Origin of the sequence: Pseudomonas entomophila (assembly GCF_029193575.1) — a bacterium.
Lineage (GTDB): Bacteria > Pseudomonadota > Gammaproteobacteria > Pseudomonadales > Pseudomonadaceae > Aquipseudomonas > Aquipseudomonas entomophila_G.
In genome coordinates this window covers 374,986-393,600 of record NZ_JARGCS010000012.1, presented here as the reverse complement: position 1 = coordinate 393,600, position 18,615 = coordinate 374,986, and the positions used below count along the sequence as shown (strand labels likewise).

Sequence of the window (18,615 nt, the reverse complement as noted above, 5' to 3'; positions counted from 1 at the left end):
GCCTGCTGTGGCCATTGTATCGGCGCTGACGCCATCACGGGGCAAGCCCGCGCCTACAAAAACCTGTAGGCGCGGGCTTGCCCCGCGACGAGGCCACAACCGACCCTCAGTGATCCAACGCTTGCTGCAACGCCACCCCTGCCCCCAGCAACCCGGAAAACTCCGCCGTCACCAGCCATACCGGCACACCGGCGAAGTACCCGCTCATGCAGCCCTTGTCGGCGAAGCTCGCGGCGAACCCGCTATTGACGAACAGCTCGGCGAAACGCGGCACCACGCCGCCGACGATATAAACCCCAGCCCGGGCGCCCACGGTCAGCACGTTGTTGCCCGCCACCCGGCCGAGGAAGCGGCAGAACTGCTCGATCACCGCCCGTGCCTGCGGCTCGCCGGCCAGGGCAGCGTCGGTGATCTGCGCCGGCGTCTGGTGCCGCGGGGTGTCGCCATCCAGCGCGCAGATCGCCTGGTACAGGCGCACCAGGCCGCCGCCACTGAGGATGGTCTCGGCGCTGACGTGGCCGATCTCGCCGTGGATCTGCTGGTGGATCGCCGCCTCGCGGGCATTGCCCACCGGCAGGTCGACATGGCCGCCCTCGCCCGGCAGGGCCATCCAGTGACGCTCGCCGAGGCTGAGCAGGGTGCCGACGCCCAGGCCGGTACCAGCGCCGATGACCAAGGCCGGGCGCGACGGATCGGCCTGCCCGGGGCAGACCTCGACGAATTCGCCGTCCTTGAGGCGGGTCATGCCCAGGGCCATGGCGGAAAAGTCATTGAGCAGCAGCAGCCGCTCGACCTGCAGCCGTTGGCAGAACGCAGTGCGGCTCAGGCGCCAATGATTGTTGGTGAAGCGAAATTCGTCGCCATCGACCGGGCCGGCCACCGACAGGCAGACGTCGGAAACGCCGCCACGCGCGATGCCCTGCCCGTCCAGATAGGCCTCGATGGCCTGCTCCGGGCTGGTGTAGTCCGCCGTCGCCAGGACCTGCACGGCGTGCAGGTCGTTGTCACGCCACAGGGCGAAGCGGGCGTTGGTGCCGCCGATGTCGCCGACCAGCAAGGCCTTCATTCGAAACTCTCCAGGGCCGAGGTAAAGGCGCTGGCGCCCTGCTCGGCCGAGCTGAACGCCACGCGCATGAAGCCGAACAGCTCGCGGCCGCAACCCAGGTCGTTGCCCTGGGGAGTCGGTGGCAGGTCACGGCTGGCCAGTTCTTCGGCCGACACCATCACCCGCAGCGTGCCTTCGACGCCGTCGACGCGCACGATATCACCGTCGCGCACCTTTGCCAGCGGGCCGCCGTCGAGCGCTTCGGGGCATAGGTGGATCGCCGCCGGCACTTTGCCCGAGGCGCCAGACATGCGCCCGTCGGTGACCAACGCCACCTTGTAGCCGCGATCCTGCAACACGCCGAGGAACGGGGTCAGCTTGTGCAGCTCGGGCATGCCGTTGCAACGCGGGCCCTGGAAGCGCACCACGGCGACGAAATCGCGCTCCAACTCGCCGGCCTTGAAGGCATCGGCCAGCGACTGCTGGTCGTGGAACACCCGCGCCGGCGCCTCGACCACCCGGTGTTCGGGGGCCACGGCAGAGACCTTCATCACGCCGCGGCCGAGGTTGCCCTCCATCACCCGCAGGCCGCCTTCGGCCGAGAACGGCCGCGAGGCCGGGCGCAGGATGTTTTCGTCCAGGCTCTGCAACGGGCCTTCGCGCCACACCAGGGTGCCGTCCTCGAGGAACGGCTCCTGGGTGTAGCGGCGCAGGCCGGGGCCGGCGACGGTGTTGACGTCCTCGTGCAGGAGCCCGGCGTCGAGCAGCTCGCGGATCAGGAACGACATGCCGCCAGCGGCCTGGAAGTGGTTGATGTCGGCCTTGCCGTTCGGGTAGACGTTCGACAGGGTCGGCACCACCTCGGAGAGGTCGGCCATGTCCTGCCAGGTCAGTTGGATGCCCGCGGCCTGGGCGATCGCCGGCAGGTGCAGGGTGTGGTTGGTCGAGCCGCCAGTGGCGTGCAGGGCGACGATGGAGTTGACCAGCGCCTTCTCGTCGACGATCTCGCCCAGCGGCATGAAGCTGCCGCTGGCCTTGGTCATGCGCGTGACCTGGCGCGCGGCCTCGGCGGTCAGGGCGTCGCGCAGCGGGGTGTAGGGGTTGACGAACGAGGCGCCCGGCAAGTGCAGGCCCATCACCTCCATCACCAGTTGGTTGGTGTTGGCGGTGCCGTAGAAGGTGCAGGTGCCGGGGCTGTGGTAGGACTTCATCTCCGATTCCAGCAACTGCTCGCGGGTGGCCTTGCCTTCGGCGTAGCGCTGCCGCACGTCGGCTTTTTCCTTGTTGGAGATGCCCGAGGGCATCGGCCCGCCCGGCACGAACACGGTCGGCAGGTGGCCGAAGCGCAGCGCGCCCATCATCAGGCCGGGGACGATCTTGTCGCAGATGCCAAGCATCAGCGCCGCGTCGAACATGTTGTGCGACAGGGCGATGGCAGTGGACATGGCGATCACTTCGCGGCTGGCGATGGCCAGCTCCATGCCGGGCTCGCCCTGGGTGACGCCGTCGCACATGGCCGGCACCCCCCCCGCGAACTGGCCGACCGAGCCAATGTCGCGCAGGGCCTGTTTGATCTGCTCAGGGAAGTGCTGGTACGGCTGGTGCGCCGACAGCATGTCGTTGTAGGCGGAAACGATGGCCACGTTGGCCGCGTTCATCAGGCGCAGGCTCTGTTTGTCCTGGCTGCCGCAGCCGGCCACGCCGTGGGCGAAGTTGGCGCATTGCAGGCTGGCGCGCATCGGTCCGTCACTGGCCGCGCCGCGAATGAGCTTCAGGTAGCGGTCACGGGTCGGGCGGCTGCGTTCGATCAGCCGTTGGGTGACCTCTAGGATGCGCGGATGCATGTACTGAACTCCAGGCTAGCGGTAAGGGTGGTCTGAAACGGGCATTTCCCCTCCAAACGATTGCCACCTAGGCTCATGGATAAGGCTGCCGGGTGGGTCGCTGGGGCGGTTGTTCCGACCACTCGTTGTAGGTTTAACAAAATACTGCCACTAAAAACGCTTGTTTTCTATTCAATAGTGAATAATCTTGTAATTCCAATAACAAAACCGTTTCAGTGAAGCCACCTTTTGTGCCACAGGCTTCACCCGGACTGCCAGAGGTAATGTCATGACCCTTCGCATCGCCATCAATGGATTCGGCCGCATCGGGCGCAACGTACTGCGCGCACTGTATACCCAAGGCTACCGCCAGGACCTGCAGGTCGTCGCCATCAACGACCTGGGCGACAGCGCGATGAACGCCCACCTGCTCAAGTTCGACAGCGTGCATGGCACCTTCGAAGCCAGCGTGGAGGCCGATCACGAGAGCCTCACGGTCAATGGCGACCGTATCGCCGTCAGCGCCATCCGCAACCCCGCCGAGCTGCCCTGGAAAGCACTGGGCATCGATGTGGTGTTCGAATGCACCGGCCTGTTCACCGACCGCGCCAAGGCCGCCGCGCACCTCACCGCCGGGGCCGGCAAGGTGATCGTCTCGGCGCCGGCCAAGGGCGCCGACGCCACCGTGGTGTACGGGGTCAACCACGACGTGCTGCGCGCCTCGCACCAGGTCATCTCCAACGCCTCGTGCACCACCAACTGCCTGGCGCCGATCGCCCAGGTGCTGCACCGCGAGTTCGGCATCGAGCAGGGCCTGATGACCACCATCCACGCCTACACCAACGACCAGGTGCTCACCGACGTCTACCACAGCGACCCGTATCGCGCGCGCTCGGCCACCCAGTCGATGATCCCGAGCAAGACCGGTGCGGCCGAGGCCGTGGGCCTGGTGCTGCCGGAGCTGGCCGGCAAGCTGACCGGCATGGCGGTGCGCGTGCCGGTGATCAACGTGTCGCTGGTGGACCTGACCGTCAACCTCAAGCGCGAAGCCAGCGCCGAGGAAGTGAACCAGCTGTTCCTGGAAGCCAGCCGCCATTCTCGGGTGCTGGGCTACAACGCGCTGCCGCTGGTGTCGTGCGATTTCAACCACAACCCGCTGTCGTCGATCTTCGACGCCAACCACACCCGCGCCAACGGGCGCATGCTCAAGGTGCTGGCGTGGTACGACAACGAGTGGGGCTTCTCCAACCGCATGCTGGATAACTGCCTGGCGTTGTTCAACGCCCGCTGATCATTGCAGGGTCGGTACCGGCCCTATCGCGATCCGACTTGCCTCGCGATAGGGCCCGCACGAACGACACACACCTTTACCCGTTCATGACATTTATCCCCTTGACCTGACCCATGGATGATAAGCATTATCATTCACCCCTCATCGGCCAGGTTTCCCCGTGAGTCAATCCCGGTTCAACTCAGTCTTCCTCACCCAGCGCCTCACCCTGCTGCGCACCCTGCAACGCATGGTCGGCAACCCCAGCACGGCCGAAGACCTGTTGCAGGAGACCTACCTGCGGGTCACCCGCGCCCTGGGCGAGCGGCCCATCGAACACCTCGAGCCGTTCGTCTTCCAGACCGCGCGCAACCTGGCACTCGACCACCTGCGCGCACGCCGGGTGCAGTCGCGCACGCTGGTCGACGACGTGCCCGAGCAAGTCCTGCATAACGTCGCCGCCCCCGTGGGCAGCAGCGAGGATGCCGCCCATGCCGAGCAACTGCTCAGGCGCCTGAGCGTCAGCCTCGGCCAGCTCACCTCGCGCCAACAGCGCATCTTCATCCTCAGCCGCCTGCACGGCGCCAGCTACCTGGAGATCGCCGAGCAGTTGCAAGTGTCGGCCAGCACCGTGCAGAAAGAACTGAAACTGATCATGGCGATCTGCATGGGTGTGGCCGACCGGCTCAAGTGAGCGACCGCTCGCCGCCTGAACACGGCAAGACCCTTGCCAGGCTCCGGCGCAGCCACGATCATGCGCAAAAAACGCCCTGCAAGGATCCCCCGTGACCGATCACCCCGTCCCGCCACCATCGCCCGCCGAGCCTGACGCCCGCGCCCGTGCCATGGACGAGGCGCAGGACTGGCTGATCCGCCTGCAATGCGCCAGTGCAGCGGACACCGAGGCCTTCGAGACCTGGCTGGGGGCCGATGCGCTCAACGCAGAGGCCTATGTCGAGGTCGAGGCCCTGTGGAACGGCGCCTCCCTGCGCCAGGTCGCCGGCGCGCTGCACCAACAGCGCCGCAGCTCGGTGCACGGGCGCCTGCGTCGCCACTGGAAACCGCTGGCCACCGCCGCGGTACTGCTGGTCGGGCTGTTCACCTTCGGCAACCTGCCCGTGCGCCTGCAGGCCGACCACCTCACCGTGGTCGGCGAGCGCCAGCGCCTGCAACTCGATGACGGCGCCAAGGTGCTGCTCAACACCAACTCGGCCTTCGCCAGCGACCTGCGCGAAGGCCGCCGGGTCGCCCGGCTGTTGCAGGGCGAGGCGTACTTCGAGGTGCCCGGCGGCAGCCAGCAACCGCTGGAGGTGCATGCCGGACCGCTGCGCGCCCAGGTGCGCGACACCAACTTCGCCGTGCGCTACCTCGATGGCCAGGCCCAGGTACGGGTGCAGCGCGGCGACGTCGACCTGCAGGCCGACAGCGACCAGCGCATCCGCCTGAGCGCCGGCGACAGCATCAGCGTCGGGCCGCAAGGGTTCGGCCAGCGTCAGCGCGTCGACCTGCACAAGGAACTGGCCTGGATCGAAGGCCGCCTGGTGTTCGAGAACTGCCCGCTGAGCCAGGTGCTCGACGAGCTGCGGCGCTATTACCCGGGATGGATCATCAGCCGCAACGAACGCCTGGAGCAGGTGGCGGTGACCGGCAACTATCGCCTCGACCAACCGCTGGAGACCCTGCGGGCGTTGGCGCACATCACCTCGGCGCGGTTGCAGGAGTACCCGGCGGTGGTGATTCTCAACTAAGAGGCCTGCACGGCCCTATCGCGGGGCAAGCCCCCACAAAACTTTTTTTACGCGATCCCCTGCACCCACCCGTCTCGTTATAGCCAATGCAACTGATTCTTGTTTAAAAACGAGAACGGTCATCACCTATAACAGTTCGCGCGACAGGGAGCGCTTTCGATGTCCACAGGTCCAACCCGCCCGTCCCCCACCTCACGCCGCATGGGCCAGCTGTCGTTGCTGACCCTGGCCCTGCTCGCCAGCGGTGCCTGCACGCTGCCGGCACTGGCCGCCGAGCCGGCCCAGGCCAGCAGCCCGCGCATGGGCGACTACCGCTTCGCCATCGCCCAGCAGCCGCTGGTCTCGGCGATCAATGCGTTCACCGAGGTCACCGGCTGGCAGGTGGGCTTCTCCGCCGAACTCGCCGACGGCGTGTCCTCGCCCGGCGTGCAGGGCTCGCTGGCACCCGAGGCGGCCCTGCAACGCCTGCTGCACGGCACCGGCCTGGGCTACCGCAAGATCGGCAACGGCAACGTGGTGCTCGAGCGCCAGGCAGCCGGCAACGCCATCGCCCTGCAACAGGTGACCATCAGCGCCACCCGCAGCGCCCAGGACGTCAGCCAGGTGCCCAGCACCGTGAGCGTGCAGACCCGCGAGCAGTTGGACCGGCAGAACGTCAACGACATCAAGGCACTGGTGCGCTACGAGCCCGGCGTCTCGGTCGGTGGCGTGGGCCAGCGCAGCGGCCTGAACGGCTACAACATCCGCGGCATCGACGGCGAGCGCATCCTCACCCAGGTCGATGGCGTGTCGATCCCCGACAGCTTCTTCTACGGCCCCTACGCCCAGACCCAGCGCAACTACGTCGACCCTGAAATCGTCAAGCGCGTGGAGATCCTGCGCGGCCCGGCCTCGGTGCTGTACGGCAGCAACGCCATCGGCGGCGCGGTGAGCTACTACACCCTCGACCCCGAAGACATCATCAAGCCCGGCAAGGACGTCGGCGCGCGCCTGAAGACCGGCTACAGCTCCGCCGACGAGAGCTGGCTGACGTCCGCCACTGTCGCCGGGCGCCAAGGCGACTTCGACGGCCTGCTGCACCTGAGCCAGCGCAACGGCCACGAGACCGAGTCCTACGGTGGCCATGGCGGCGACGGCCTCGCCCGCACCCAGGCCAACCCGGAAGACGTGCGCACCACCAACGTGCTGGCCAAGCTAGGCTGGAACTACGCCGACGACGCGCGCCTGGGCTTCACCTACGAACGCTACAAGGACGACCGCGACCAGAACATCCTCAGCGCGGTCGGCGGCCCCTTCACCAACGGCGCCGGCCTGGGCATGTATCGCAGCCGCACCGGCAATGACACGGTCACCCGCGAGCGCTTCGGCATCAACAACGAGTTCGCCCTCGACTCGCTGCTCGCCGACAAGGTCAAGTGGAGCCTGAACTACCAGATCGCCAAGACCGACCAGGAAACCGAGGAAGTCTACTTCCCGTTCAGCCGCACCGTCCTGCGCACCCGCGACACCACCTACAAGGACCGCCAATGGGTGTTCGACGGCCAGTTCGACAAGGCCTTCAGCCTCGGCGAAACCGAGCACCTGCTGACCTACGGCACCACCCTCAAGCACGAGAAGGTCACCGGTTCGCGCAGCGGCACCGGCACCTGCCTCGCGGTCGGCGGCAGCTGCCGGGCCATCGGCCAGAACAGCCCGGGCGATGGCCAGGTCCTGGTCAGCGACTTCCCCGACCCGACCATCGACACCTACAGCCTGTTCGCCCAGGACGAGATCCGCTGGAACAACTGGACCTTCCTGCCAGGGGCGCGCTACGACTACACGCGCATGGAGCCGAAGATGACCGCCGAGTTCCTGCGCGGTATCCAGGGCACTGGCGCGGCGCCCAGCAGTGTCGATGACTCGGACAAGAAATGGCACCGCGTCTCGCCCAAGTTCGGCGTGACCTATGCCTTCAACGACAACTACACCGGGTACGGCCAGTACGCCGAAGGCTTCCGCACCCCGACCGCGAAGGCCATGTACGGGCGCTTCGACAACCCGACCCTGGGCTACAGCGTCGAGCCGAACCCGAACCTGGAACCGGAGAAGAGCAAGAGCTACGAGACCGGCTTGCGCGGCAACTTCGAGGCCGGCAACTTCGATGTGGCGGTGTTCTACAACAAGTACCGCGACTTCATCAACGAAGACGCCGTGCAGTCGGCCAACCTGGGCTCGACCTTCCAGGCCAACAACATCAAGCACGCCACCATCAAGGGCGCCGAGTTCAAGGGCCGCCTGAACCTGGACCACTTCGGCGCGCCGCAGGGCCTGTACACCCAGGGCTCGCTGGCCTATGCCCGTGGCCGCAACGACGACAACGGCCAGCCGCTGAACAGCGTCAACCCGCTGACCGCGGTGATGGGCCTGGGCTACGAGCAGGCGAGCTATGGCGGGTTGCTGAGCTGGACGCTGGTCAAGCGCAAGGACCGGGTCGACGACACCACCTTCTTCGCCCCCGACGGCACCAGCAAGCAGTTCCGTACCCCGGGTTACGGCGTGCTGGACCTGACTGGCTTCTACAAGGTCACCGACGACGTGACGGTGAACGCCGGGCTGTACAACCTGACCGACAAGAAATACTGGCAGTGGGATGACGTGCGCGGCTACGACGGCCTGGGCGAGGCGGGCGTGACCCAACCGGCCAACCTCGATCGCCTGACCATGCCGGGGCGTAACTTCGCCATCAATGTGGTGTGGGATATCTGATACCGCAATCGCGGGGCAAGCCCGCGCCAGGCACACCGCTGATTCTGCATACCGCGGTGTGCCTGGCGGAGCGGGCTTGCCCCGCGATGAGGCCGGCAAACCTGAAATGAGATCACCTCCCAGGTGAGGTTTTTTTACGGTCCCGCGTCTTCTCCTTCGTCTTGTAACTAGACAGCCCCCTTTTCCAAGGATGTACCCATGACCAGCCACCCCTCCGAGCGCCCTGCCCTGCGCTCGCAACGCCTGAACCAAGTCACCCACGCCCCGCACACCGAGCTCGATGCCCTGGTCAAATCCCACGCGCCGTTCGACAGCCGTGAGAGCTTCGCCCGCTTCGTCGTCGCCCAGTACCTGTTCCAGTCCGAGCTGCAGGCCCTCTATAACGACCCGGCACTGATCGCCATCGTCCCCGACCTCGCCGCGCGCTGCCGCGCCGAGCAGGCGCGCCTTGACCTCGCCGACCTCGACACCGAGGTCCCCGGTCCAGTCGACGGGGCACTGCGCAACCCAGGCCTGGGTGAGGCACTGGGCTGGATCTTCGTCTCCGAAGGCTCCAAACTGGGCGCCGCGTTCCTGATCAAGCGGGCCGTGGCCCTGGAGCTGTCCGACAGTTTCGGTGCACGTCACCTGGGCGAGCCGGAAGGCGGCCGCGCCCAAGGCTGGAAGGAATTCACGCGGATCCTCGACAGCCTCGAGCTTTCGCCCGAGGAAGACGCCACCGCCGAACGTGGCGCGGTGGCCGCCTTCGAGCGCTTCACCGAGCTGCTCAAGCACGCCTATGCCGCGGATGCCGCGCTGGCCTGAGACGCACCCGCCGGCCACCACCCAGGTGGCCGGACCGTTTTGCAGTGAGACCATGACCCGACCCGCCCGCTCCCGCTTCGTCCGCCTGCTGTACGCGATCCTGGCCTATGCCAGCCTCGGGGTCGGCCTGGTCGCCATCGTCATACCCGGGCTGCCCACCACCGAATTCATCCTCCTCGCCGCCTGGGCCGCCACCCGCAGTTCGCCGCGCCTGTCGGCCTGGCTGGAAAACCACCGACTGTTCGGGCCAATCCTGTACAACTGGCGCAACGGCAAGGTCATCCAGCGCCGCGCCAAGGTCAGCGCCACCATCAGCATGCTGCTGTGCGCCGGGCTGATGCTGACGTTCCTCGAACACCACTGGCCGGTGTTCCTGGCCATCGCCGGGATGACACTGGGCAACCTGTGGATCTGGTCACGCCCCGAGCGCCCCCTCTCCGTTGGCCCCACCGAAGTGCCACGCTGACGCATTTGCATCCCAGTGCATGATGTACTGCAATTGGATCCGACACGGAGGATCCTGCATGCCACTGTTGCTCGACACCATCGCCCGCGAACTTCACCTCGCGCCCCCAGCCGTGCGCTGGCAGGGCGTGGGCGCCTTGCCCTCGGCTTTCGCCGTCACCGACCTGGCCGCCGCCAGCATCGCCGCTGCGGGCCTGGCCCTGGCCGAGCTGCTGCAACAGCGCACCGACCATTGCCCGCTGGTGCGCGTCGACCGCCGCCTGGCCTCCTTCTGGTTCACCAGCAGCTTGCGCCCCCAGGGCTGGCAAGCGCCGCCGCTGTGGGATGCGGTGGCCGGCGACTACCCGACCCGCGACGGCTGGATTCGCCTGCATACCAATGCCGCCCATCACCGCCAAACCGCCCTCGGCGTGCTCGGTGTGCCGGCCGAACGCGCGGCGGTGGCTGCCGAGGTGGCGCGCTGGGAGGCCGAGGCGCTGGAAAGCGCCGTGGTCGAAGCGGGCGGTTGCGCAGCGAAAATGCGCAGCTGGGCGCAATGGTGCGACCACCCGCAGGGCCAGGCGGTCAACCAGGAACCACTGGTTGTGCGTGAAACCCTCGCCGCATCCACGCCCCGCACCTGGCAAGGCACCGCGCAACGGCCACTGGCCGGGGTCAAGGTACTGGACCTGACCCGCATCCTCGCCGGCCCCACCGCCAGCCGCCTGCTGGCCAGCTTCGGCGCCGAAGTGCTGCGCCTCGACCCGCCGGGCTGGGAAGAGCCAACGCTGGTGGCCGAGGTCACCCTGGGCAAGCGCTGCGCCCGCCTCGACCTGCGCGAGGCCCAGGGCCGCCAAGTGTTCGAACGGCTGCTGGGCGAGGCCGATGTGTTGCTGCACGGCTACCGCGCCGATGCTCTGGAGCACCTGGGTTATGACCATGCGCAGCGGCGCCGGATCAACCCCGGGCTGGTCGACGTGAGCCTGAATGCCTATGGCTGGAGCGGGCCATGGCAGGAACGCCGCGGCTTCGACAGCCTGGTGCAGATGAGCAGCGGCATCGCCCGCGAGGGCATGCGCTGGCGCCAGGTCGAGCAGCCGGTGCCGCTGCCGGTGCAAGCGCTCGACCATGCCACCGGGTACCTGATGGCCGCCGAGGCGATCCGTGGGTTGGCCAGCGGCCAGGGAAGCCGGGCGCGGCTTTCGCTGGCGCGTACCGCGAAGCTGCTGGTGGAGCATGGGACGGTGGGGGAAGATCTGCCGCTGGCGACGGAAACGCTGGAGGATCTTGACCCGCAGATGGAGCAGACGCCCTGGGGGCTGGCGCAGCGGGTCAGCGGGCCGTTGCAGGTCGGTGAGGCGCGGATGCGCTGGGAGCGAGGGGCCTGCGAACTGGGCTCGGCCGAACCGAGGTGGTGAGCTGACCGGCCCTATCGCGGGGCAAGCCCGCTACAGGTATCCGCTGATGTTGAACCTGGAGCGGGCTTGCCCCGCGATAGGGCCGGCATGGACAACCACGATCAAAGGCTCAACACCCCCGAATACAACCCATACGCCGCCAATCCCGCCCCCACCAGTACCGCCGCGAAAATCAGCTTCTCCCAGGCGCTGAACAACGCCTGCCCCTGCTCGTGCTTGGCCCGGGCGAACAAGATCACCCCAGGCGCGTACAACAGTGCCGACAACAGCAGGTACTTCAACCCACCGGCATACAGCAGCCACACCGCGTACAGCAGGGCCACCAGCGCCACCAGCAGGTCCTTGCGGCGCACGCCCGCCTGCCCGGCATACCCCTCGCCGCGCCAGGCCAGCAGCACGGCATAGGCCGCCGACCAGAAGTACGGCACCAGGATCATCGATGACGCCAGGTAGATCAGGCTGGTGTAGGTGCCCGCCGAGAACAGCGTGATCAGCAGGAACCCCTGGATCATGCAGTTGGTCAGCCACAGCGCATTGGCGGGCACATGGTTGGCATTCTCGCGGGCCAGAAAGCGCGGCATGGTCTTGTCGCGCGCAGTGGCGAACAGGATCTCGGCGCACAACAGCGCCCACGACAGCAGCGCCCCCAGCAGCGATATCGCCAGGCCAATGCTGATCAGCAACGCGCCCCACGGCCCGACGATATGCTCCAGCACCGAGGCCAACGACGGGTTCTGCAACCCGGCCAGCTCCGGCTGGGTCATGACGCCCAGTGACAGCACGTTCACCAGCACCAGCAGCGCCAGTACGCCAAGAAAACCGATGACCGTGGCCTTGCCAACGTCCGAGCGTAACAAGGCGCGCCCCGAATACACGCTGGCCCCTTCGATGCCGATGAACACGAACACCGTCACCAGCATCATGTTGCGCACCTGCTCCAGCACGCTGCCGAACTGCGGGTTGCCCAGCCCCCAGATGTCACGGGTGAAGATGTCGGCACGGAAGGCGAAGGCGGCGATGACGATGAAGATCAGCAGCGGCACCACCTTGGCCACGGTGGTCACCTGGTTGATGAAGGCCGCCTCCTTGATGCCGCGCAGCACCAGAAAGTGCACCGCCCACAGCAGCAACGAGGCGCAGCCGATGGCCACTGGCGTGTTGCCCTCACCGAACACCGGGAAATAGAAACCCAGGGTGCTGAACAACAGCACGAAGTAACCGACGTTGCCCAGCCAGGCGCTGATCCAGTAGCCCCAGGCCGAGGAAAAGCCCATGTACTCGCCGAAACCGGCCTTGGCGTACGCATACACACCGGAGTCCAGTTCGGGTTTGCGGTTGGCCAGGGTCTGGAACACGAAGGCCAGCGCCAACATGCCCACTGCGGTGATGGCCCAGCCGATCAATACCGCGCCGACATCGGCGCGCGCGGCCATGTTCTGCGGCAGCGAAAAGATGCCACCGCCAATCATCGAACCGACCACCAATGCGATCAGCGCGCCAAGGCGCAGTTTCTGTCCGGGTTCGCTCATGCCGTCCTCTGCACGCGTGTAGTTACAGGCATTTAACACTCAACTTTATCACTGCCTTTGTTTACAAGCTGTTTATTAGACAACGCCATTAAAGCTATAGCACTCATAACTCATTTGTCTATGCCGAACCCCTGGCCAACAGGGTAACTGCGAGATAACTCACGAACGCCCAATTAATTAAGTCGTTGCTTGAGAAAAATTTGCGAAACGGCCAAAAGCAGCTAGTTTCAGAGTTCGCAGGCCAAACAGAGTGTTTGCTCTAGATTGACATGGAGGTGCCAGCATCCAAGGCCTGCAGCCATGCTGTCGGCACTTTCCAGGAGGCGCGTGAAGGATTTGTCTCACTTCACGGCGTCATGAACTGATCTAAATCAGCGAATGACCACGGCGTCAGATTTATTCTGTCGTCAACTTTCTCCTGGCATGGAGTTATTAAATGTCTGATTCTCCCGGAAAACTAAAACTGGGCGCACTTGTTGCACTTGTGGTTGGCTCGATGATTGGCGGCGGCATCTTTTCGCTACCGCAAAACATGGCCGCGAGCGCAGGGGTCGGTGCGGTGCTGATCGGCTGGGCCATCACTGCGGTGGGCATGCTCACCCTGGCCTTCGTGTTCCAGACCCTGGCCAACCGCAAGCCTGACCTGGACGGCGGCGTGTACGCCTACGCCAAGGCGGGCTTTGGCGACTACATGGGCTTCTCCTCGGCCTGGGGCTACTGGATCAGCGCCTGGCTGGGCAACGTCGGCTACTTCGTGCTGCTGTTCAGCACCTTGGGCTACTTCTTCCCGGTCTTCGGCGAAGGCAATACCCCAGCGGCGGTGATCGGCGCTTCGCTCTTGCTGTGGGCGGTGCACTTCCTGGTGCTGCGGGGCATCAAGGAAGCGGCGTTCATCAACCTGGTCACCACCGTGGCCAAGGTCGTGCCGCTGGTGCTGTTCGCGCTGATCTGCCTGTTCGCCTTCAAGCTCGACGTGTTCACCGCCGACATCTGGGGCCTGGGCTCGCCCGACCTGGGCAGCGTGATGAACCAGGTGCGCAACATGATGCTGGTCACCGTGTGGGTGTTCATCGGCATCGAAGGCGCGAGCATCTTCTCGTCGCGGGCGGAAAAACGCTCCGACGTGGGCAAGGCCACGGTCATCGGCTTCGTTACCGTGCTGCTGTTCCTGGTGCTGGTCAACGTGCTGTCGATGGGCGTGATGACCCAACCGGAGCTGGCCAAGCTGCAGAACCCGTCGATGGCCGCCGTGCTGGAACACGTGGTCGGCCACTGGGGCGCGGTGCTGATCAGCGTCGGCCTGATCATCTCGCTGCTGGGGGCGCTGCTGTCCTGGGTGCTGCTGTGCGCCGAGATCATGTTCGCCGCCGCCAAGGACCACACCATGCCAGCGTTCCTGCGCCGTGAGAATGCCAACCAGGTGCCGGCCAACGCCCTGTGGCTGACCAACGCCATGGTGCAGGTCTTCCTGGTCATCACGCTGTTCTCCAACAGCACCTACCTGTCGCTGATCTACCTCGCCACCTCGATGATCCTGGTGCCCTACCTGTGGTCGGCCGCCTACGCCGTGCTGCTGGCGGTGCGCAGCGAAACCTACGAACAGGCCCTGTCCGAACGACGCAAGGACCTGATCATCGGCGGCATCGCCCTGCTGTACGCCGTCTGGCTGCTGTACGCCGGTGGCGTGAAGTACCTGCTGTTGTCGGCCCTGCTCTATGCCCCTGGCGCAATCCTGTTCGCCAAGGCCAAGCGCGAAATGGGCCAACCCATTTTCACCCCTGTGGAGAAGCTGATCTTCGCCGCCGTGGTCGTTGGCGCCCTGGTGGCGGCCTACGGCCTGTACGACGGTTTCCTGACCCTTTGAATCTTTCGTCTTCGCAATTATTGGAGGAAGCAATCATGTCCACGGAAAAACAGAAATACGGCGTGCATTCCGAAGCCGGCAAGCTGCGTAAAGTGATGGTCTGCGCCCCAGGACTGGCGCACAAGCGGCTGACCCCCAGCAACTGCGACGAGCTGCTGTTCGACGACGTGATCTGGGTCGACCAGGCCAAGCGCGACCACTTCGACTTCGTCACCAAGATGCGCGAGCGCGGCGTCGATGTGCTGGAAATGCACAACCTGCTCACCGATATCGTGCAGAACAAGGAAGCCCTGAAGTGGATCCTCGACCGCAAGATCACCCCTGACACCGTCGGCGTCGGCCTCAACAACGAAGTGCGCAGCTGGCTCGAAGGCCTGGAGCCGCGCCACCTGGCCGAGTTCCTGATCGGCGGCGTGGCCGGCCAGGACCTGCCGCAGAGCGAAGGCGCCGACGTGGTGAAGATGTACAACGACTACCTGGGCCACTCCAGCTTCATCCTGCCGCCGCTGCCCAACACCCAGTTCACCCGCGACACCACTTGCTGGATCTACGGCGGCGTCACGCTCAACCCGATGTACTGGCCGGCGCGACGCCAGGAAACCCTGCTGGCCACCGCCATCTACACGTTCCACCCGCAGTTCACCAACGCCGACTTCCAGGTGTGGTACGGCGACCCGGACAAAGAACACGGCCAGTCCACCCTCGAAGGCGGTGACGTGATGCCGATCGGCAAAGGCATCGTGCTGATCGGCATGGGCGAGCGCACTTCGCGCCAGGCCATCGGCCAACTGGCGCAAAACCTGTTCGCCAAGGGCGTGGTGGAGAAAGTCATCGTCGCCGGGCTGCCCAAGTCGCGCGCGGCCATGCACCTGGACACCGTGTTCAGCTTCTGCGACCGCGACCTGGTCACGGTCTTCCCGGAAGTGGTGCGCGAGATCGTGCCGTTCATCATCCGCCCCGACGAAAGCAAGCCCTACGGCATGGACGTGCGCCGCGAGCACAAGTCGTTCATCGAGGTGGTCGGCGAGCAGTTGGGGGTCAAGCTGCGCGTGGTCGAGACCGGCGGCAACAGCTTCGCCGCCGAGCGCGAGCAATGGGACGACGGCAACAACGTGGTCGCCCTCGAGCCCGGCGTGGTCATCGGCTACGACCGCAACACCTACACCAACACCCTGCTGCGCAAGGCCGGGATCGAGGTCATCACCATCAGCGCCGGTGAACTGGGCCGGGGCCGCGGCGGCGGCCACTGCATGACCTGCCCGATCGTGCGCGACCCGATCGACTACTGACGCCCATCACGCCCGGCCGCGTTCACGAGGCGATGGCCGGGCTCATCAACGCATTCAAGGAGAGCCGTCATGGCGTTCAACATCCACAACCGCAACCTGCTCAGCCTGGAGCACCACTCCACCCGCGAGCTGCGCTACCTGCTGGACCTGTCCCGCGACCTCAAGCGCGCCAAGTACACCGGCACCGAGCAGCAGCACCTGAAGGGCAACAACATCGCCCTGATCTTCGAGAAGACCTCCACCCGCACCCGCTGCGCCTTCGAGGTGGCCGCCTACGACCAGGGCGCCAACGTCACCTACATCGACCCCAATTCCTCGCAGATCGGCCACAAGGAAAGCATGAAGGACACCGCCCGCGTGCTCGGGCGCATGTACGACGCCATCGAGTACCGTGGTTTCAAGCAGGAGATCGTCGAGGAACTGGCCAAGTTCGCCGGCGTGCCGGTGTTCAACGGCCTCACCGACGAGTATCACCCGACGCAGATGATCGCCGACGTGCTGACCATGCGCGAACACAGCGACAAGCCGCTGCACGACATCAGCTACGCCTACCTGGGCGATGCCCGCAACAACATGGGCAACTCGCTGTTGCTGATCGGCGCCAAGCTCGGCATGGACGTGCGCATCGCCGCGCCCAAGGCGCTGTGGCCGCATGACGACCTGGTCGAGCGCTGCAGGCAATACGCGGAGGAAAGCGGCGCGCGCATCACCCTGACCGAAGACCCGAAGGCCGCGGTCAAGGGCGTGGACTTCGTGCACACCGACGTCTGGGTATCGATGGGCGAGCCGGTGGAAGCCTGGGGCGAGCGCATCGAGCAGTTGCTGCCGTACCAGGTGAACAAGGCGCTGATGAAGGCCACCGGCAACCCGCGCAGCAAGTTCATGCACTGCCTGCCGGCGTTCCACAACTCCGAGACCAAGGTGGGCAAGCAGATTGCCGAGAAATACCCGCACCTGGCCAACGGCATCGAAGTGACCGATGACGTGTTCGAGTCGCCGGCGTGCATCGCCTTCGAGCAGGCGGAAAACCGCATGCACACGATCAAGGCGATCCTGGTATCGACGCTGGCCGACCTGTAAAGCCACGCCCGCTCCCCCCTGTGGGAGCGGGCTTGCCCCGCGATACGGCCAGCCACCACCACGCTGCTGTCTGGCCCGACACCATCGCGGGGCGAGCCCGCGCCTACAGAGGCCACCTTTCGCTCAAAAGGACATTTCACCATGCGTATCGTTGTTGCATTGGGCGGCAACGCCCTCCTGCGCCGCGGCGAGCCGATGACCGCCGACAACCAGCGCGCCAATATCCGCACCGCCACCGAGCAGATCGCCAAGATCCACCCTGGCAACGAACTGGTCATCGCCCACGGCAACGGCCCGCAGGTCGGCCTGCTGTCGCTCCAGGGCCTGGCCTACAAGCCCGAAGAGGCCTACCCGCTGGACGTGCTCGGTGCCGAGACCGAAGGCATGATCGGCTACATGATCGAACAGGAGCTGGGCAACCTGCTGGCCTTCGAGGTGCCCTTCGCCACCCTGCTCACCCAGGTCGAGGTCGACGCCAACGACCCGGCCTTCATGGACCCGACCAAGTTCATAGGCCCGGTCTACGCCAAGGAAGAAGCCGAGCGCCTGGCCAAGGAGAAAGGCTGGGTGGTCAAGGCTGACGGCGACAAGTACCGGCGCGTGGTCGCCAGCCCCAAACCCAAGCGCATCTTCGAAATCCGCCCGATCAAGTGGCTGCTGGAGAAAAGCAGCATCGTCATCTGCGCCGGCGGTGGCGGCATCCCGACCCTGTACGACGAAAACCGCAAGCTCAAGGGCGTCGAGGCGGTGATCGACAAGGACCTGTGCTCGGCGCTGCTGGCCGAGCAACTGGACGCCGACCTGCTGATCATCGCCACCGACGTCGACGCGGCCTACGTCGACTGGGGCAAGCCCACGCAGAAGGCCATCGCCCAGGCCCACCCCGACGAACTCGAACGCCTCGGCTTCGCCGCCGGCTCCATGGGACCGAAGGTCCAGGCCGCCTGCGACTTCGCCCGGCACACCGGCAAGGTGGCGGTGATCAGCTCGCTGGAGAACATCGAAGGCATCGTCAAAGGCAGCGCTGGCACCCGTGTCAGTACCGCCACGCCAGGAATCAGCTACCGTTGAATGCGGTTGGCGGGCCATGTGCCCGCCGTTTTCAAGTTTTCGGAGGATAACGCCATGGCCCAGTTCCAACCTGGTCACGTTCATATCGAGCGCACAGCGCTGAACAAGGCCGACCACAGCTACGACCTCAACATCGAGTACGAAGCCACGCAGGACAACACGCAAGGCCGCGGCATCCAGTTCCGCCTGCATGGCAGCATCGAGGGCAAGCCGGTGGACGAGCAGTTCTTCCTCGCCAAGGACGAGGTGCTGCCCAGTTTCCTGATGGTCTTGAGCCGCAAGGCCCAGGCGCATCTCGCACCGCCGAAGAAATTCGAAAACCTCGGCTCGCCGCACAAGCTGTACGACGCGATGTTCGAGGACATCCGCCAGAAGCTCGATGTGAAATCCGGGGATCCGGTGAAACCGGAGCACCTGGGCAATCCCTGACGCCGCCATCGCGGGGCAAGTCGGATCGCCGCCATCGCGATCCGACTTGCCCCGCG

The 18,615-nt window shown here is 65.7% G+C and carries 15 protein-coding genes; 12 read left to right on the top strand and 3 right to left on the bottom strand.

Going from position 1 to position 18,615, the window contains the following annotated elements:
* Positions 1-106: 106 nt before the first annotated feature.
* Together P0Y43_RS06545 and edd are read right to left on the bottom strand one after the other, a co-directional pair.
* The gene (locus P0Y43_RS06545) at positions 107-1,066 is read right to left on the bottom strand and encodes a glucokinase (protein WP_275636476.1); all 960 of its coding nucleotides are present in this window, start codon (positions 1,064-1,066) and stop codon (positions 107-109) included.
* Positions 1,063-2,889, bottom strand: coding sequence for a phosphogluconate dehydratase (edd, locus tag P0Y43_RS06540; RefSeq protein WP_275636475.1), 1,827 nt, complete (start codon positions 2,887-2,889; stop codon positions 1,063-1,065). Before edd ends, P0Y43_RS06545 begins: the two co-directional genes overlap by 4 nt.
* 268 nt (positions 2,890-3,157) lie before the next feature.
* Between edd and gap the strand changes: the two genes are divergently transcribed.
* The 7 genes from gap to P0Y43_RS06505 all read left to right on the top strand — a co-directional run bounded on the left by gap (position 3,158) and on the right by P0Y43_RS06505 (position 11,297).
* Complete coding sequence (gene gap / locus P0Y43_RS06535) at positions 3,158-4,159, top strand: type I glyceraldehyde-3-phosphate dehydrogenase (protein ID WP_275636474.1); 1,002 nt, start codon at positions 3,158-3,160, stop codon at positions 4,157-4,159.
* Positions 4,160-4,319: 160 nt separating this feature from the next.
* On the top strand, positions 4,320-4,832 hold the full coding sequence (locus P0Y43_RS06530) for an RNA polymerase sigma factor (protein WP_275636473.1): 513 nt from the start codon (positions 4,320-4,322) through the stop codon (positions 4,830-4,832).
* A 91-nt stretch (positions 4,833-4,923) separates the two neighbouring features.
* Positions 4,924-5,886 (top strand): FecR family protein, encoded by a 963-nt coding sequence (locus tag P0Y43_RS06525; protein ID WP_275636472.1) that lies wholly within the window; start codon positions 4,924-4,926, stop codon positions 5,884-5,886.
* A 159-nt stretch (positions 5,887-6,045) separates the two neighbouring features.
* Positions 6,046-8,631 (top strand): TonB-dependent receptor, encoded by a 2,586-nt coding sequence (locus tag P0Y43_RS06520; protein ID WP_275636471.1) that lies wholly within the window; start codon positions 6,046-6,048, stop codon positions 8,629-8,631.
* 198 nt (positions 8,632-8,829) lie between these two features.
* Complete coding sequence (locus P0Y43_RS06515; protein WP_275636470.1) at positions 8,830-9,435, top strand: biliverdin-producing heme oxygenase; 606 nt, start codon at positions 8,830-8,832, stop codon at positions 9,433-9,435.
* A 52-nt stretch (positions 9,436-9,487) separates the two neighbouring features.
* Positions 9,488-9,901 (top strand): YbaN family protein, encoded by a 414-nt coding sequence (locus P0Y43_RS06510; protein ID WP_275636469.1) that lies wholly within the window; start codon positions 9,488-9,490, stop codon positions 9,899-9,901.
* Positions 9,902-9,959: 58 nt separating this feature from the next.
* Complete coding sequence (locus tag P0Y43_RS06505; protein ID WP_275636468.1) at positions 9,960-11,297, top strand: CoA transferase; 1,338 nt, start codon at positions 9,960-9,962, stop codon at positions 11,295-11,297.
* Between the two features lie 101 nt (positions 11,298-11,398).
* Here P0Y43_RS06505 and arcD (P0Y43_RS06500) read toward each other — a convergent pair whose 3' ends face one another.
* The gene (arcD, locus tag P0Y43_RS06500; RefSeq protein ID WP_275636467.1) at positions 11,399-12,826 is read right to left on the bottom strand and encodes an arginine-ornithine antiporter; all 1,428 of its coding nucleotides are present in this window, start codon (positions 12,824-12,826) and stop codon (positions 11,399-11,401) included.
* 436 nt (positions 12,827-13,262) lie between these two features.
* Here arcD (P0Y43_RS06500) and arcD (P0Y43_RS06495) point away from each other — a divergent pair, with 436 nt between their 5' ends.
* The 5 genes from arcD (P0Y43_RS06495) to P0Y43_RS06475 all read left to right on the top strand — a co-directional run bounded on the left by arcD (P0Y43_RS06495) (position 13,263) and on the right by P0Y43_RS06475 (position 18,559).
* Positions 13,263-14,690, top strand: coding sequence for an arginine-ornithine antiporter (gene arcD, locus P0Y43_RS06495; RefSeq protein WP_275636466.1), 1,428 nt, complete (start codon positions 13,263-13,265; stop codon positions 14,688-14,690).
* Between the two features lie 35 nt (positions 14,691-14,725).
* Positions 14,726-15,979, top strand: coding sequence for an arginine deiminase (gene arcA, locus P0Y43_RS06490; RefSeq protein WP_275636465.1), 1,254 nt, complete (start codon positions 14,726-14,728; stop codon positions 15,977-15,979).
* A gap of 69 nt (positions 15,980-16,048) precedes the next feature.
* Positions 16,049-17,059, top strand: a complete 1,011-nt coding sequence (locus tag P0Y43_RS06485; protein WP_275636464.1) for an ornithine carbamoyltransferase — start codon at positions 16,049-16,051, stop codon at positions 17,057-17,059.
* A gap of 141 nt (positions 17,060-17,200) precedes the next feature.
* Positions 17,201-18,130, top strand: a complete 930-nt coding sequence (gene arcC / locus P0Y43_RS06480; protein ID WP_275636463.1) for a carbamate kinase — start codon at positions 17,201-17,203, stop codon at positions 18,128-18,130.
* A 54-nt stretch (positions 18,131-18,184) separates the two neighbouring features.
* Complete coding sequence (locus P0Y43_RS06475) at positions 18,185-18,559, top strand: DUF5064 family protein (protein ID WP_275636462.1); 375 nt, start codon at positions 18,185-18,187, stop codon at positions 18,557-18,559.
* Positions 18,560-18,615: the final 56 nt, after the last annotated feature.

What these genes read in the sequence shown, in the direction of transcription:
- P0Y43_RS06545 (WP_275636476.1), bottom strand. Translation starts at nt 1,066, where the DNA reads ATGAAGGCCTTGCTGGTCGGCGACATCGGCGGCACCAACGCCCGCTTC.
- arcC (WP_275636463.1), top strand. Translation starts at nt 17,201, where the DNA reads ATGCGTATCGTTGTTGCATTGGGCGGCAACGCCCTCCTGCGCCGCGGC.
- P0Y43_RS06520 (WP_275636471.1), top strand. Translation starts at nt 6,046, where the DNA reads ATGTCCACAGGTCCAACCCGCCCGTCCCCCACCTCACGCCGCATGGGC.
- P0Y43_RS06510 (WP_275636469.1), top strand. Translation starts at nt 9,488, where the DNA reads ATGACCCGACCCGCCCGCTCCCGCTTCGTCCGCCTGCTGTACGCGATC.
- P0Y43_RS06505 (WP_275636468.1), top strand. Translation starts at nt 9,960, where the DNA reads ATGCCACTGTTGCTCGACACCATCGCCCGCGAACTTCACCTCGCGCCC.
- gap (WP_275636474.1), top strand. Translation starts at nt 3,158, where the DNA reads ATGACCCTTCGCATCGCCATCAATGGATTCGGCCGCATCGGGCGCAAC.
- edd (WP_275636475.1), bottom strand. Translation starts at nt 2,889, where the DNA reads ATGCATCCGCGCATCCTAGAGGTCACCCAACGGCTGATCGAACGCAGC.
- P0Y43_RS06485 (WP_275636464.1), top strand. Translation starts at nt 16,049, where the DNA reads ATGGCGTTCAACATCCACAACCGCAACCTGCTCAGCCTGGAGCACCAC.
- arcD (WP_275636467.1), bottom strand. Translation starts at nt 12,826, where the DNA reads ATGAGCGAACCCGGACAGAAACTGCGCCTTGGCGCGCTGATCGCATTG.
- arcA (WP_275636465.1), top strand. Translation starts at nt 14,726, where the DNA reads ATGTCCACGGAAAAACAGAAATACGGCGTGCATTCCGAAGCCGGCAAG.
- P0Y43_RS06515 (WP_275636470.1), top strand. Translation starts at nt 8,830, where the DNA reads ATGACCAGCCACCCCTCCGAGCGCCCTGCCCTGCGCTCGCAACGCCTG.
- P0Y43_RS06475 (WP_275636462.1), top strand. Translation starts at nt 18,185, where the DNA reads ATGGCCCAGTTCCAACCTGGTCACGTTCATATCGAGCGCACAGCGCTG.
- arcD (WP_275636466.1), top strand. Translation starts at nt 13,263, where the DNA reads ATGTCTGATTCTCCCGGAAAACTAAAACTGGGCGCACTTGTTGCACTT.